This is a genomic window from Pseudomonas sp. GW821-FHT02A11 (assembly GCF_059421985.1).
In genome coordinates, this window is record NZ_JBWKWB010000012.1 from 61,358 (window position 1) to 76,373 (window position 15,016).

The following is a 15,016-nucleotide window of genomic DNA, read 5'->3' on the forward strand; positions in this document are numbered from 1 at the left end:
CTACCCTGCAATGCGCCGAATCAATCAGAATGAACCATGCAACTTGCCCGATTTTTCCGGGACTAACCAAGATCATTCATTTAGGAGCGTAGGAAAAATGGAAGCAGCCACTGAGAATCAGGGCCGTATTCTGCTAGTGGATGATGAATCCGCCATCCTTCGCACCTTCCGCTATTGCCTGGAAGATGAAGGCTACAGCGTCGCCACCGCCAACAGCGCGGCACAGGCCGAGGCGCTGCTGCAACGTCAAGTGTTCGACGTGTGCTTTCTGGATCTGCGTCTTGGAGAAGACAACGGTCTGGACGTATTGGCGCAGATGCGCATTCAAGCGCCATGGATGCGTGTGGTGATCGTCACCGCGCATTCGGCCGTGGACACTGCCGTGGACGCCATTCAGGCGGGCGCGGCGGATTATCTGGTCAAGCCGTGCAGCCCGGACCAGCTGCGCCTGGCCACCGCCAAGCAGCTGGAAGTGCGTCAGCTGTCCGCCCGCCTCGAAGCGCTGGAAGGCGAAGTGCGCAAACCCAAGGACGGCCTGGATTCCCACAGCCCGTCGATGATGGCGATTCTGGAGACAGCCCGGCAGGTGGCCAATACCGACGCCAACATCCTCATACTGGGCGAGTCGGGCACCGGTAAAGGCGAGCTGGCGCGGGCCATTCACGGCTGGAGCAAGCGCGCGAAGAAGGCCTGCGTGACCATCAACTGCCCGTCGCTGACGGCCGAGCTGATGGAAAGTGAGTTGTTTGGTCACAGCCGCGGCGCGTTCACTGGCGCCAGCGAAAGCACGCTGGGTCGGGTCAATCAGGCGGACGGCGGTACATTGTTCCTTGATGAAATCGGCGATTTCCCACTGACTTTGCAGCCAAAGCTGCTGCGCTTCATTCAGGACAAGGAATATGAACGCGTTGGCGACCCGGTCACCCGCCGCGCCGATGTGCGCATCCTCGCCGCCACCAACCTGAACCTGGAAGACATGGTGCGCGAAGGCCGTTTTCGCGAAGACCTGCTGTATCGTCTGAACGTCATCACCCTGCACCTGCCGCCCCTGCGCGAACGCGGCGAAGACATCCTGACCCTGGCCGACCGCTTCCTGGCACGCTTCGTCAAGGAATACGGTCGCCCGGCCCGGGGTTTCAGCGACGAGGCCCGCAATGCCCTGACCAACTACCGCTGGCCGGGCAACATTCGCGAGCTGCGCAACGTGATCGAACGGGCGAGCATTATCTGCCCGCAGGAAAAGGTCGAAGTCAGCCATCTGGGCATGGGCGAGCAGCCCACCAACAACGCGCCTCGGGTTGGCGCCGCGTTAAGCCTGGACGAGTTGGAAAAAGCCCACATTGGCGCAGTACTGGCCACCAGCGACACCCTTGATCAGGCGGCGCGAACTCTTGGCATCGACGCCTCGACGCTATACCGCAAACGCAAGCAGTACAACTTGTGATCGAACGCCCATGAAGTTCACGATGAAGTTGCGAACGCGGCTGTTTCTCAGTATTTCGGCGCTGATGACGGTCGCTTTGCTGGGGCTCGTTCTGGGGCTGGTCAGTGTCGTGCAGATGGCCAGATCCCAGGAGGACCTGATTCATCACAACTTCATCACCCTGGATATCGGCCTCAAGCTGCGGCAGAACCTGGGCGATCAATTGGTGATGCTGCTCAGGGACAAACCCGACCAGACGGCCCTGAAGCGCAATCAGGAACAGTTCGAGGAGCTGCTTGATCAGGGCATCGATCACGATCAGCAGACCCACACGCAAAGTGGCTTCGAACAGGCTCGGCTGGACTACGAGCAGTTCCTCAAAGCCTTGGCCGAGGCTGGCGACCCTACCGATGCGCTGGACGACGACAAGGCTGTAACGGTGGCATTCAACGCTCTGCGCAACGGTCTGCTCGACGCCCATCGCCAGGCACTGGAGAACATCAGTCAGGCTGAAAGTGCTTCTCGCAACCGGGCATTGTGGGTGGCCGGCTTGCTCGGACTGGTGGGGCTGGCCGTACTGGCCATCGGTTTCGTCACTGCCCATGGCATTGCCCGCCGCTTTGGTGCGCCAATCGAGGCGCTGGCCAAGGCAGCAGACCATATCGGTCAAGGCAACTTCGACGTGACCCTGCCGATATCCTCGGCTGCCGAAATGAATCAGTTGACCCGTCGTTTCGGCATCATGGCCGAAGCCCTGCGCCGACATCAGGTGACCAACGTCGATGAACTGCTGGCTGGCCAGCAACGCCTGCAAGCCGTGCTCGACAGCATCGACGACGGCCTGCTGATGATAGACCGACAAGGGCGCCTGGAACATCTGAACCCGGTAGCGCAACGGCAACTGGGTTGGGAAGAAGGCCGCCTGGGTCAAGGCCTGGGCGAAGCGCTGCAACATCCGGAGCTGGACGAGCAACTGTATCTGGTGCTGCGCGGCGGCACACTGGAGCGCGCGCCGGAAGACCTGTCCATCGAGATCGACGGCGAAACCCGTCTGCTCACCTACAGCTTGACGCCGGTCAGCCACACCAAGGGCCACATCCTCGGCGCGGTGATGGTGTTGCACGATGTGACTGAACAGCGTGCGTTCGAGCGAGTGCGCAGCGAATTCGTGTTACGCGCCTCCCATGAACTTCGCACGCCCGTCACGGGCATGCACATGGCGTTCGGCCTGTTGCAGGAGCGCGTGCACTTCGCGCCGGAATCCCGCGAGACCGACCTGCTCAAGACCGTCAACGAAGAAATGCAGCGCTTGATGCAACTGATCAACGACCTGCTGAACTTTTCCCGCTATCAGAATGGCCTGCAAAAACTCACCCTGGCGCCCTGCGACGTCGGCGAGCTGCTTAATGAAGCTCGACAGCGCTTCGCTGCGACCGCAGAGGAGCAGGACGTGATAGTGCAGCTGGAAATACAGGAACCGCTGCCGCGTCTGCAAGCCGACAAGGCGCAGCTTGAGCGGGTGCTGGACAACCTGCTGGACAACGCCCTGCGCCACACGCCGCAGTCCGGGCTCATTCAGCTACAGGCCCGCCGTCATGGCGAGCGACTGATCATCAGCGTCGAAGACAACGGTGAGGGCATCGCCTACGGCCAGCAGGCGCGGATTTTTGAGCCGTTCGTGCAGGTCGGGCGCAAGAAGGGCGGCGCCGGGCTGGGGTTGGCGCTGTGCAAGGAGATCGTGCAACTGCACGGTGGGCGCATGGGCGTGTATTCAAGGCCGGGGCAGGGTACGCAGTTTTATATGGCGTTGCCGCTGTAGCGCTGGCATGCGGTCAAAACTGTGGGAGTGAGCCAAGGCAAGTCCCACGAGTCAGGCGACATCATCCGCTCGCCGTGGCGAGCTGCGCCGACCGCCCGTGACCAGCTCGGTGAACTTGGCCGCGCTCAGCGGCCGGGCGAACAGCCAGCCTTGGCCGTAGACCACGCCCTCGCTTTTGAGCAGCAGGGCCTGGGACTCGAACTCGATGCCCTCGGCGATCACCCGCAACTGCAGCGCATGCGCCATGCGAATGATGTGCGGCGCCACCCCGCTGCTGGCCGCGTCGTGGCCCAGCGCATCGATGAACGCCTTGTCGATCTTCAGGCAGTCCACCGGTAGCGTCTGCAGATAAGCCAGGCTGCAATAGCCCGTACCGAAATCGTCGATCAACACCTGATGCCCGCGATCACGCAGCGCCTGCAGGTGATTGCGCGCCACCACCACATCCACCAACCCGCGCTCGGTGACCTCAAACGCAATCTGCCGAGGCGCCACCCGATGCAGCGCCAGCAGCTTGGCCGTGACCCGACCGATACGCGGGGCCATGACATCGCAAGCCGCCAGATTGACCGACACATAAAGCTGCGGATTGGCGCGCAGCAACTGGCCCAGCTGCTCAAGCAGCTGCTGCAGCACGAAGTCGGTGATCTGCCGAATCTGCCCGGTGTTTTCCGCCAGCGGAATGAATAGATCGGGGCTGGTCAGCGTACCATCGGGTCGTCGCCAGCGCACCAAGGCCTCAGCACCCACACACAGCCGGGTGTTGAGGTCGAAAATGGGCTGATACAACACCTTTAACTCCCCCCGACGCAGCGCCCCATGCAGCTCGCCTCCCAGCGACTGACGCTGACGGACCAGCTGCAGCACCAGAATGCCGATGCACAGCGACACCAGCAGACTGGTCGGCACCAGCAGCCACCAGGCGCCGGTTATTTTCTGTTGCAAGCCGTTACGAGGGGTAATCAGCACCAGTTGGTATTCCGGGCTCTGGGTCGGCATCCGGTAGATCAGCTTGTCCTGTGTTGTGATCAGCGTTTCCACTGAGGTCGGCGTCCAGTCCGGCGTAGGCGGCCAGGTTTGCGCCTGGCCCAGCACTGGCACAGCCTTGGTGCCTTTATCCAGCACCACCACCAGACTGCCGCCCGCAGGCAGATCAACCACATCGGTCAGGTGACCGCGGGAGGTGGATACACGAAAATCCCCACGCCCCAGCATCAGCGAGGCCAGGTTGTCGTCGGGTTGTGTCGAGGTGTTGAGCCAGTAATCGTAGGTCGGCCCGCGAATGTCTGGCGGTCGCGGTTTACCAATCATGCTCTGGCGGGTCCAGCTGGAGCAGAACTGCGTCTCGTCGACATAGGCGACTTCATAAATGAAGCGGTAGCGCGAGTTGACCTGGCGCAACTGTTCGATCATTTCCGGGCTACAGCCCCGCAGCGGCTGCGCCTCCAGCTGATCGAGCCCTGCGCGCAACTGGCCGAACAGCTGCTCCAGACGCACAAGAAACCGCTCGCCCTGGGCATTCATTTGAGCACTTTCTTCCTGCCGTGCCTGATGCATGGCCAGCCCGAAACTGCCCGCCAACAGGACGACAGCACTCAGCAACGCGGCCAGCAAAGCCAGGAGCGAAGGGCGATAAAAGACTGAACGCAGTTGCGGTGAAGCCGTGAACATCGGCCAAATATCCAGATGAATGCCAATGAGGTATAGCAACAAGCGCGCAAATAGCCCGCCGAATACCGATGCCACGGGGAATTTAATGCCTGAGGTTGAGCACCTGAAGCATAGCTGCACTTTGCAGATCAGGCACGCCGTCGAATTTTTGCGGGCGATAGTGCATTTGGAACGCGGCCAGAACGTGACGGGTGGCGATGTCCCACTCACCGGTTTGCGGCGTCGGATACCCCAGCAGCGCCAGCTGTTGCTGAAACCAGGTAACGCTTGGCACCACGCCCATCAGTTGCGTCTGTTGCTGCGCGACCTGTTGCTCATCCGGCCAAATGCCCAAGCCTTGCTCGGCGAGACGTTTCCAGGGGAACAGCGGGCCGGGATCGAGCTTGCGCAAAGGCGCGATATCGCTGTGACCGATCACATGGCGCGGTTCGATCTTGTTGCGTTTGACGATGTCCTTGAGCAGGACGATCAGCGATTGAATCTGCGCCTCGCTGTACGGATACCAGAGACGACCCGTCGGCGTGTCGCGGTAACCGGGATTGACGATCTCGATACCGATGCTGCTGGAGTTCAGCCAGGTTCGGCCGTCCCACTCGCTTTCGCCGGCATGCCAGGCGCGCTGGCTTTCATCCACCAGCTTGTAGATGGTGCCCGGGCCATCGCCGATCAGATAATGCGCGCTGACCTCGCCGTGGGTGAGCAGGGCGAGCGAGCGATCCAGTGAAGCAGAGGTGTAGTGCACCACCACAAACTGCGCGCGGCTGTCGAAATTGACGGAAGGATGGCGGGTGTCGAACTTCGGCCCACTGGAGCAAGCGGTCAGCACGAACATCAGCATCAGGACAGCAAACAGTTTCATCGGATCGGGCCAGGGAAAGTGATCTGCATCATAACGTAATAATGTACGGTCGTAAAAAATCCGCCCGCACACCCGCAAACACGAAAATGCCCCGTAACTGCTACGGGGCATTGTGCTTGTCAGCGGATACACATCAGCTGAAAGCCCTGAGCAGAGTCACCCGAAGGACCACTCTTTCCAGGCATGAGTGCAATGACATTAACTTTCTGCGCAGTTGCCGCTCCGCCCAGTTTAACGTGACCATAAAGCAAGCGATCGAAGTCGCTCGTATCTATTGACGACGCCGAGCAAAATGCGGGAGCTGTCTTGAAATTGCCATCAGCGAAAGAAACTTCGTACGTGGCAAAATAGTTTTTCTGGTTAATAAGCGTAATGTTTTTAATCCAGTTGGCATTCTGACTAACCAACGTGCCATCACGGTCAACCGTGGCGGTGTAGAGCTCTGGCGCTGCCAAAACCTGACTGGACAGTGTGACGGCACAGGCGCCCAGCAATAGTGCTCTGATTGTATTCATGATGTTTGCGCTCTCTTCCTTGAAATGGTCTCGCTACATGCGGCGAGCATAACTAAGTGGTCATGACTAATATTGTTGACATACCGTTGAATGCGACATACCAAACCAACAAACTTAGGTAAACGCAACGGCATCAACAAAGCAAGAGCGCAATGGCGTTAACTAAATAACCAGAGTGAAGCTACAAACTCTTTGGAAAGTTCCTACCTAAGTAAGTATGTAGACTCACCGTACAACCGACGCACGCATCAGCCTTGCTCGATTCGGTTACGGCCCAAGTCCTTGGCACGGTACAACGCCTGGTCCGCGCGCTTGAGCACCAGATCGCTGCGCTCCCCCGGTCGGAAAGTGGTAATGCCCATCGACACGGTGATGGTCACCCGCTCGCCCTTGAAGTGAAACGGGCACTCCTCGACGGTCTGACGCAGGCGCTCCAGCAATGCCAGGCCGTCCGCCATCGGCGTGTGGGGCAGCAGGACGACGAACTCCTCGCCACCAAAGCGGGCCATGAAATCCGCGGCGCGCAGGCGCTTTTTCATCTGCGTGGCGACGATCTTCAACACTTTGTCGCCCGCCAGGTGGCCATAGCCATCGTTGATGCGTTTGAAGTGGTCGACATCGAGAATGCCAAGCAGCAGGCTGGAGCGGCTTTTTTGTAGCTGGTCAATTTCCTGATCCAGCCGCTCGTTCCAGGCCGCGCGGTTAGGCAAGCCGGTGAGTGTGTCGATCATGGCTTTTTGCCGTTGTTCTTCGAGGTGCGCGCGGAAGCCCACAGCCTCCTGTTCCATGGTCGCGACGCGACTGGCCAGCGACTGCAAGCGCGACGCGACCTCGTGCTCACGCTGATCGCGCTGCTTCTGATGGTCGTCCATGGTGCCGAGCAGGCCCTCCAGCCGGCTTTCCAGCACGTTTTTCAGGCCTTCAAGATCCGCGGCTTCCTGCACGCTGGTTTGCAGATCGCCCACGTGTTCGCGTAACTGCTCGTTCAACTCTCGCGAAGCGGACTGCTGACCGGCGTGATCCTCGCTGGCGGACTGCAGATTGGCCTGAAAGGATTCCAGCCGTTCGTTCAGTTGCTTGAGGTAAAGCTCGAATTCATGTTGCCCGCTGTCGGTGATCGCCAGCATCAGGACAGCAAGATCGTCGAGAATCGGCAGCAACTCATACCAGTTCAGCCCATGCTCCAACCGAACACGCATGGCTTCGGCCTGCGGACGATGATGCTCAGGCAGGGTCAGGTCAGTGAGCAGACCCAAGAGGGTGTCTTCAATGTGTGCCGCGACTGAGCTGTAGCTCGGCTCAGGAGAAGAAGGCAGGGCATAAGGGCCGTCTTCTCCTAATTCGGTATCTTCAGCGTCTTCTGTATCGGGGAGGGCTTGGGGCTCGTCGCGGCCTTCGTCATTGGCCGGGGTGTCTTCGGCTGCTCCTTCAGCAGGCTCGGCCGGCGTTTGTGGCGCTGTCTGTCCGACCACCGGCTCCTCGCTGATCGGCGCGTCTTGAGGTCTGCTTGCAGCAGATTCGACGTCGACTTCGGCGATGACGATGGGTGCTGGCGTCTCGACGGGCTGAGGCCCGGGTTCAGGCTCTGGCCCCACCGCTTCGATTGGCGCAGGCTCACTGCCGGCAACGGGCGCATTATCGTTGGCCATGTTGGCAACGGCGGATGATTCAACGGCCGATGGTGGAGTTTCGATCACCGCAGCGGCAGGCGCTTGAGCCAGTTCCGCAGGTTTTTCGACAACGCCAGTGGTTGCAGCGGGCGGCGCTTCGTTGGTCCACTGGGCTTTGGCAGGCGCGCGCTCCGAAGCGTCAGGCTCATCGTCATGTTCTTCGTGATCTTCGGCCCTCGCGGCTCGGGTTGGAGCCAGGGCCTCTGGTACGGGGTGCGCCGTGGAGGGTGCATCGGCCTCTTCGGCACCGTCACGGCCACCGAACAGGCGTTGCAAAAATCCGGGACGCGCAGATTCTTCAGGGTGCTCGATCTCGGCCAGCGCCTTGCCCTGCAACCCGCTCAGCTCGCTGAGGAGCAGCGGGATTTCCCGAGCCTGATTGACGCGATCTTCCAGATTCTTGGCGAACCGCTTCAGCGGCTTGGCGACTTCGCGCGGCAGTGGCAGCGCTTGCAATTGGGTCACCAGCGAGGTCAGGGCTGTACCCATTTGCTCGATCCGCTGCTCGCGGCGCTGCTCGGAATCCAGCACGGCCTTTTCAAGCCGGGGGATCAAGGCTGCAAGACCTGCGTCCATATCGTCCTTGCGCACGATCTCGCGCATTTCCTTCATGCACTGGTCGACCGCCTTGTCGGCGCCCTCGGCCGCCAGACTGCTGCGCACCAGACCACGCCGCAGCAAGTCCAGGCGGGCATTCCAACGCTTCTCGAGCTTGTCTTGTTGCTCGATGCTTTTGAGGTACTTTTCTTTCCAACGTTGGGCTTCGTCGCTCATTCCGAAGGTCCGAGAGGAGATGTGCTTGTTATCGGCAGCGAGTCCCCGGTTAATGAGGCCGGCAAGCGAATCTCCACCGCAACCGGCAGATGATCGGAAATGGGATGGGCCAGCACCTGCACTTTTTCAAGAGTCAGGGTCGGACTCAGGAGAATGTGGTCCAGGCAGCGCTGAGGGCGCCAGCTGGGGAAGGTCGCTTCGATCTGCGGCGCCAGCAGGCCCAGATCACGCAGGGGAGAGGTTTCCAGCAGGTCGGCCGCATGGGTGTTCATGTCGCCCATCAACACCTGATGTTTGTAGCCGCCGATCAGCTCGCGAATGTAGGCCAGCTGGCGGGTTCGCGTACGCGCCCCAAGCGCCAGGTGCATGATCACGACGATCAGTGCGTCCTTGCCTTCGCCGAAGCGTACCAGAATGGCTCCGCGACCCGCAGGCCCGGGCAATGGATGGTCTTCGATGTCCCACGGGCGCAACCGGCTCAGCACGCCGTTGCTGTGCTGGGCGAATCGTCCGAGGTTGCGGTTGAGCTGTTGATGCCAGTACGGGAAGGAACCGAGCTGGGCGAGGTGTTCGACCTGGTTGACGTAGCCCGATCGCAGGCTGCCGCCATCGGCTTCCTGCAAAGCGACCAGATCGTAGTCGCTTAACAGGTCACCGATCTTCTGCAGGTTCCCGGCTCGACCGTTGTGGGGCAGCAGATGCTGCCAGCCACGGGTCAGATAATGCCGGTAGCGCTCGGTACTGATGCCCACCTGAATGTTGAAACTGAGCAACCGGAGCCTGCCATCGGCGGGCAATCCGGTTTCTTCCAGGTGACGCTCGTTGACCTTGGGTGTATGCCGGGCAACGGTGCGTTCAGTACCCCAGCGCATCATGATGCGGCGCTTACTTGGCGGCGCCCGAGGCGCGCTCTTTGGCGATCAGCTGATCGGCCACGTCCAGTGCCTGCTCCGCACCACCGGCAGAGGCGAGGTCGAAACGATATTTGCCGTTGACGATCATGGTCGGAACGCCGCTGATTTCATACTTCTTGGCCAGTTCCTTGTACTGGGCGATCTTGCCCTTCACAGCGAACGAGTTGAAGGTTTCGAGGAACTTGGTCTTGTCCACGCCCTGTGTGGCGACGAACTCGGCCATGTCGTTCGGGTCGGTCAGGCGCTTGCCGCCTTTCTGGATGGCATCGAACACGGCGGCGTGGACTTTCTTCTCGACGCCCATGGTGTCCAGGGTAATGAACAGCTGGCCGTGGGCATCCCAAGGGCCGCCGAACATGGCAGGAATGCGGACGAAGTGAACATCGGCCGGCAGTTTTTCAATCCATGGATTGATGGTCGGCTCGAAGGCGTAGCAGTGAGGGCAGCCGTACCAGAACATTTCGACGACTTCGATCTTGCCTGGCTCGGAAACAGGAACGGCGCTGCTCAGCTGGACATATTGCTTGCCAGCTTCGATCGGCTCTGCAGCCTGGGCGGTCAGACCGAACAGGCTGGTGAACACCAGAGCGGCGCTGAGAATCAGATTACGCATGCTTAACTCCTGGGCATGAAAAGTCACCTCGACGGCCGCAGTTGGACCGGGGGAGGTGATACGAGTTCGCAAGTGTAACGCCTGTGAGGGCAAAAAAGGGCAGCCGTTTACTACCCTTTTTTGCCCGCCGAAGAGAGAAATGTATTCAATCAATTCCGGCCGTCAATTCGTCAAAATCGGGGCCTGCGCGTTAATCCCGATTTAATGCAGACCCTGTATGTAGGCCGCCAGCGCATCGATGTCCTTGTTGCTCAACTTGGACGCAATCGTGCGCATGACCATGGTGTCGCCGTCGTTGGTGCGGTCACCTTCGCGGAAGGCGGTCAGCTGTTTTTTTACGTAGTCGGCGTGCTGTCCGCCCAAGTGTGGAAAGCCCGCCGAAGCATTGCCGGCGCCGTTGGGCGAATGACAGCCCGTACAGGCGGGCATGCCCTGATCGAGCTTGCCGCCCCGGAACAATGCCTCACCTGTGGCCACCAGATTGGCATCGGCAGCACCGACGCTGCCTCGCTGGCTGGCGAAGTACGCGGCGATGTCGGCCAGATCCTGCTCGTTGAGGTTATTGAGCAAGCCGGTCATCTCCAGGACAACGCGCTTGCCGTCCTTGATCTCGTGCAGCTGCTTGAGCAGATAGCGCTGGCCCTGGCCGGCCAGTTTCGGAAAGTTGGGAGCCGGGCTGTTGCCATCCGGGCCATGACAGGCCCCACAGACGGCCGTTTTTGCCTGACCTGCGGCGGGGTCTCCTACGACGACATCGGCAGCTTGCGTGGGCCCGACCAGCCCCAGGATCAACAGCAGACTCACCAGTAGTTTGTTCATCAGCTAATCCAACACGGCTAAAAAGTGGGAGGTGCACTGCGTTTTTGTACGTATTGTTGTAGGTCTAATGGTAGTTCCACTTCTGCGAACTTCATCCCGAGAACGGGACAAAGCACACACGAAATCTGCGGCAATATATACTTGCGCCCATCGAACGGAAAAAAGACACCCCGTTGCCGCACCTCTGCCGCAACGCCCTCACCGGATATCCCATGCAACTCAAGAACCCGATCCTCGGTTTGTGCCAACAAGCCAAGTTCATGCTCAGCGCCGCCAAAGTCGACCAGTGCCCCGACGACGAAGGCTTCGAAGTGGCCTTCGCCGGGCGCTCCAACGCTGGCAAATCCAGCGCGCTGAACACCCTGACCCACGCCAGCCTTGCGCGCACCTCGAAAACCCCAGGCCGCACGCAGCTGTTGAACTTCTTCAGCCTGGACGACGATCGCCGCCTGGTCGACTTGCCCGGTTACGGCTACGCGAAGGTGCCGATCCCGCTCAAGCAGCACTGGCAGCGCCACCTGGAAGCCTATTTGGGCAGCCGGGAGAGCCTGAAGGGTCTGATTCTGATGATGGACATCCGCCATCCGATGACGGATTTCGACCTGCTGATGCTCGACTGGGCCATCGCCAGCGGCATGCCAATGCACATTCTGCTGACCAAGGCCGACAAACTGACTTTTGGCGCGGCCAAGAACACGCTGCTCAAAGTGCAGTCGCAAATCCGCAAGGGTTGGGGCGATACCGTGACCATCCAGCTGTTCTCGGCGCCCAAGCGCTTGGGCCTGGAAGAGGCGTACACCGTGCTCGCCGACTGGATGGAGCTGGAGGACAAGGCGCCTGCGGTCTGAATCGCAGGCAAAAAAAACCCCGGACTTCATATGGGGAGGGGAAGTTCGGGGTCTAAGTCCAGACCTTCAGGGAAGGGTCCGGATATCTGCCAACACTTAACACAACATAGGAGCATGAATGGCTACGTCAGCCATTCGCAAACTCTGACCGGGTTTTGTCCGCGGAAGTTCAAAATCTGCGGAAATTTAATGTTGGTAGAGGGATATCCACAATACTGTAGGAGCGCGCTTGCCCGCGATTGCTGTGCGTCATCCACCCGCTCAGGTGCTGATCCAGCGCCGTCGCGGGCAAGCGCGCTCCTACCAGCGGGGAATGCAATTTTCGTTAATGCGCCTCATCCCAGTTATTCCCCACACCCACCTCCACCAGCAGCGGCACATCCAGCTCAGCCGCGCCGCTCATGTGAATGCGAATGTCCTGGCTGATCTGCTCGACCAGATCCTCACGCACTTCCAGCACCAATTCGTCGTGAACTTGCAGGATGACGCGGGCATCCAGCCCTGAAGATTCCAGCCAGCCGTTCACCGCGACCATGGCTCGTTTGATGATGTCGGCAGCCGTGCCTTGCATCGGCGCGTTGATCGCCATGCGCTCGGCGCCTTTGCGCAGGGCCTGGTTCTTGGCGTTGATGTCCGGCAGGTACAGGCGACGACCAAAGATAGTCTCGACAAAACCTTGCTCGGCAGCCTGGGTGCGGGTGCGCTCCATGTAGTCGAGCACGCCGGGATAACGCGCGAAGTAGCGGTCCACGTATGCCTGGGATTGCTTGCGATCCACGCCGATCTGCTTGGCCAGACCGAATGCGCTCATGCCGTAGATCAGACCGAAGTTGATCGCCTTGGCGCTGCGACGCATGTCGTTTGTCACCTCCGCCAGCTCAACACCGAACACCTCGCCCGCCGTTGCGCGGTGTACGTCCAGATCGTTGCGGAAGGCGTGCAGCAGGCCTTCGTCTTTCGCCAGATGAGCCATGATCCGCAGTTCGATCTGTGAATAGTCCGCCGCAAGCAGTTTGTAGCCTTGCGGCGCGACGAACGCCTGACGAATCCGGCGGCCTTCTGCGGTCCGGATCGGAATGTTCTGCAGGTTCGGATCACTGGACGACAGGCGCCCGGTCACTGCGACAGCCTGATGATAGGAGGTGTGAATCCGCCCGGTGCGCGGGTTGATCTGCTCCGGCAGACGGTCGGTGTAGGTGCTTTTCAGCTTGCTCATCGAGCGATACTGCATCAGTACCTTGGGCAGCGGAAACTCCTGCTCGGCCAGCTCTGCCAGCACCGCTTCCGCGGTAGAAGGCTGTCCAGTGGCGGTCTTGCTGATGATCGGCATGCCAAGCTTTTCGTAAAGAATCACACCCAGCTGCTTGGGCGAGCCGAGGTTGAATTCCTCTCCCGCGATGGCAAACGCCTCGCGCTCAAGCTCGGTCATCTTGTTGCCCAGCTCGACGCTTTGAGTGCCCAGCAACTTGGCATCGACCAGCGCACCTTGGCGTTCGATACGCGCCAGCACCGGCATCAGCGGCATTTCAATGTCGCTGAGCACCGGCGCCAAGCTCGGGGTCTTGGCCAGTTTATCCTGTAGCACTTCGTGCAGGCGCAGGGTGAGGTCGACTTCCTCAGCAGCGTAGGTGCCCGCCTGCTCCACGGCGATCTGATCGAAGCTTAGCTGCTTGGCGCCTTTGCCCGCGATGTCCTGGAAATTTACTGGAGTGTGACTCAGGTACTTGGCAACGAGGCTGTCGCGGTCGTGGCGGGTGGCCGTTGAATCCAGCACGTAGGATTCGAGCATGGTGTCGAACTTCACGCCTTGCACATGAATGCCTTGCGCCTGATCGCCGCCTATCGCGCAGTTTGCCAGCAGATTGATCGCAAACTTCGCGTGTTGGCCGACCTTGATCTTCGACGCATCTTCCAGCATCGGTTTGACCGCATTGAGCACCGCGTCGCGGTCCAGTTGCTGCGGCACACCCATATAAGAGTGGGTCAGCGGGATGTAGCAGGCTTCGTGGGTCTTGATCGCAAAGGACAAACCGACGATCTGCGCGCGCTGTGCGTCAGTGCCGTTGCTCTGCACCACGAAAGCGAACAGCTTGGCGGCGTCGAGCTTCTTCAGCCAGGCGTCGAACTGGGTTTGCTCCAGAATCAGCTCGTACTGGCCCTCGATGACCGGCGCGACCTCTTCAACCGGTGCGATCTCGGTGCCTTCCTGCTTGGCATCGCGCTGCAGATCGTTGATCCAGCTCTTGAACTCAAGCTCGGTGTACAGCGCCAACAATGCCTCGCGGTCCGGTTCGCCGCAGTGCAGGGCGTCGAGTTCGATATCCAGCGGCACATCGATCTTGATGGTCGCCAGCTGGTACGACAGAAACGCCATGTCCTTATGCTCTTCGAGCTTGGCAGGCAGGGATTTCGCACCGCGAATCGGCAAGGCCGGAACCTTGTCGAGATTTTCGTAGAGCTCTTTGATACCACCGCCTATGCCGATCAACAGACCGGTGGCGGTTTTTTCACCTACGCCGGGAACGCCTGGGATGTTGTCGACTTTATCGCCCATCAGGGCGAGATAATCGATGATGTGCTCAGGACCGACACCAAATTTCTCTATGACGCCAGCCACATCCAGCACGCTACCGGTCATGGTGTTGACCAAGGTAATGTGCCCGTCGACCAGCTGAGCCATGTCCTTGTCGCCAGTGGAAATGATCACCGGGCGGTCGGCGGCGGCACTGCTTCGCGCCAAGGTGCCGATGACGTCGTCGGCTTCTACGCCCTCGACGCAAAGCAGCGGATAGCCCAGACCTCTGACGCAGTTGTGCAGAAAGTCGATCTGCACGCGCATGTCGTCGGGCATGCTCGGGCGGTTGGCTTTGTAATCGGTGAACATCTCGTCACGGAATGTGCCGCCCTTAGCGTCGAACACCACCGCAAACGGACTGTCCGGGTACTGTTTGCGCAGGCTCTTGAGCATGTTCAGCACGCCCTTGACCGCACCGGTAGGCAGGCCTTTGGACGTGGTGAGTGGCGGCAGCGCGTGGAAGGCGCGATACAGGTATGAGGAACCGTCCACCAGGACGAGAGGCGCTTGACTCAT

General features: G+C 60.1%; 11 protein-coding genes. 3 read left to right on the top strand and 8 right to left on the bottom strand.

The window, feature by feature from the left end:
• Positions 1 to 97: 97 nt before the first annotated feature.
• Together algB and AC07V9_RS17910 are read left to right on the top strand one after the other, a co-directional pair.
• Positions 98 to 1,444: a sigma-54-dependent response regulator transcription factor AlgB gene (algB, locus tag AC07V9_RS17905; RefSeq protein WP_495016996.1), complete on the top strand. Its 1,347-nt coding sequence runs from the start codon at positions 98 to 100 to the stop codon at positions 1,442 to 1,444.
• A gap of 10 nt (positions 1,445 to 1,454) precedes the next feature.
• On the top strand, positions 1,455 to 3,242 hold the full coding sequence (locus AC07V9_RS17910) for a KinB sensor domain-containing domain (protein WP_495016997.1): 1,788 nt from the start codon (positions 1,455 to 1,457) through the stop codon (positions 3,240 to 3,242).
• Between the two features lie 51 nt (positions 3,243 to 3,293).
• On the opposite strand, the gene AC07V9_RS17915 is transcribed toward AC07V9_RS17910, so the two are convergent.
• The 7 genes from AC07V9_RS17915 to AC07V9_RS17945 all read right to left on the bottom strand — a co-directional run bounded on the left by AC07V9_RS17915 (position 3,294) and on the right by AC07V9_RS17945 (position 11,077).
• Positions 3,294 to 4,913: an EAL domain-containing protein gene (locus AC07V9_RS17915; RefSeq protein WP_495016998.1), complete on the bottom strand. Its 1,620-nt coding sequence runs from the start codon at positions 4,911 to 4,913 to the stop codon at positions 3,294 to 3,296.
• An 82-nt stretch (positions 4,914 to 4,995) separates the two neighbouring features.
• Positions 4,996 to 5,772, bottom strand: coding sequence for an N-acetylmuramoyl-L-alanine amidase (locus AC07V9_RS17920; RefSeq protein ID WP_495016999.1), 777 nt, complete (start codon positions 5,770 to 5,772; stop codon positions 4,996 to 4,998).
• 119 nt (positions 5,773 to 5,891) lie between these two features.
• Positions 5,892 to 6,287 carry a hypothetical protein gene (locus tag AC07V9_RS17925; protein ID WP_495017000.1) on the bottom strand — a complete coding sequence of 132 codons (396 nt, stop codon included), beginning with the start codon at positions 6,285 to 6,287 and terminating at the stop codon, positions 5,892 to 5,894.
• Between the two features lie 248 nt (positions 6,288 to 6,535).
• On the bottom strand, positions 6,536 to 8,731 hold the full coding sequence (locus AC07V9_RS17930; RefSeq protein WP_495017001.1) for a GGDEF domain-containing protein: 2,196 nt from the start codon (positions 8,729 to 8,731) through the stop codon (positions 6,536 to 6,538).
• Complete coding sequence (locus AC07V9_RS17935; protein WP_495017085.1) at positions 8,728 to 9,609, bottom strand: endonuclease/exonuclease/phosphatase family protein; 882 nt, start codon at positions 9,607 to 9,609, stop codon at positions 8,728 to 8,730. Before AC07V9_RS17935 ends, AC07V9_RS17930 begins: the two co-directional genes overlap by 4 nt.
• Before the next feature lie 7 nt (positions 9,610 to 9,616).
• Positions 9,617 to 10,258, bottom strand: coding sequence for a thiol:disulfide interchange protein DsbA/DsbL (locus tag AC07V9_RS17940; RefSeq protein ID WP_495017002.1), 642 nt, complete (start codon positions 10,256 to 10,258; stop codon positions 9,617 to 9,619).
• Positions 10,259 to 10,459: 201 nt separating this feature from the next.
• A complete protein-coding gene (locus AC07V9_RS17945; protein ID WP_495017003.1) occupies positions 10,460 to 11,077 on the bottom strand; it encodes a c-type cytochrome in 618 nt (205 codons plus the stop codon).
• A 212-nt stretch (positions 11,078 to 11,289) separates the two neighbouring features.
• On the opposite strand from AC07V9_RS17945, the gene yihA reads away from it, so the two are divergent.
• Complete coding sequence (yihA, locus tag AC07V9_RS17950) at positions 11,290 to 11,925, top strand: ribosome biogenesis GTP-binding protein YihA/YsxC (RefSeq protein ID WP_495017004.1); 636 nt, start codon at positions 11,290 to 11,292, stop codon at positions 11,923 to 11,925.
• Between the two features lie 325 nt (positions 11,926 to 12,250).
• Here the strand turns inward: yihA and polA are convergent, their stop codons facing one another.
• Positions 12,251 to 15,016 (bottom strand): DNA polymerase I, encoded by a 2,766-nt coding sequence (gene polA, locus AC07V9_RS17955; protein WP_495017005.1) that lies wholly within the window; start codon positions 15,014 to 15,016, stop codon positions 12,251 to 12,253.

Coding starts and splice junctions, on each gene's coding strand:
- AC07V9_RS17945 (WP_495017003.1), bottom strand. CDS start 11,077: ATGAACAAACTACTGGTGAGTCTGCTGTTGATCCTGGGGCTGGTCGGG.
- yihA (WP_495017004.1), top strand. CDS start 11,290: ATGCAACTCAAGAACCCGATCCTCGGTTTGTGCCAACAAGCCAAGTTC.
- AC07V9_RS17940 (WP_495017002.1), bottom strand. CDS start 10,258: ATGCGTAATCTGATTCTCAGCGCCGCTCTGGTGTTCACCAGCCTGTTC.
- AC07V9_RS17920 (WP_495016999.1), bottom strand. CDS start 5,772: ATGAAACTGTTTGCTGTCCTGATGCTGATGTTCGTGCTGACCGCTTGC.
- AC07V9_RS17925 (WP_495017000.1), bottom strand. CDS start 6,287: ATGAATACAATCAGAGCACTATTGCTGGGCGCCTGTGCCGTCACACTG.
- AC07V9_RS17930 (WP_495017001.1), bottom strand. CDS start 8,731: ATGAGCGACGAAGCCCAACGTTGGAAAGAAAAGTACCTCAAAAGCATC.
- algB (WP_495016996.1), top strand. CDS start 98: ATGGAAGCAGCCACTGAGAATCAGGGCCGTATTCTGCTAGTGGATGAT.
- AC07V9_RS17915 (WP_495016998.1), bottom strand. CDS start 4,913: ATGTTCACGGCTTCACCGCAACTGCGTTCAGTCTTTTATCGCCCTTCG.
- polA (WP_495017005.1), bottom strand. CDS start 15,016: ATGAGTCAAGCGCCTCTCGTCCTGGTGGACGGTTCCTCATACCTGTAT.
- AC07V9_RS17910 (WP_495016997.1), top strand. CDS start 1,455: ATGAAGTTCACGATGAAGTTGCGAACGCGGCTGTTTCTCAGTATTTCG.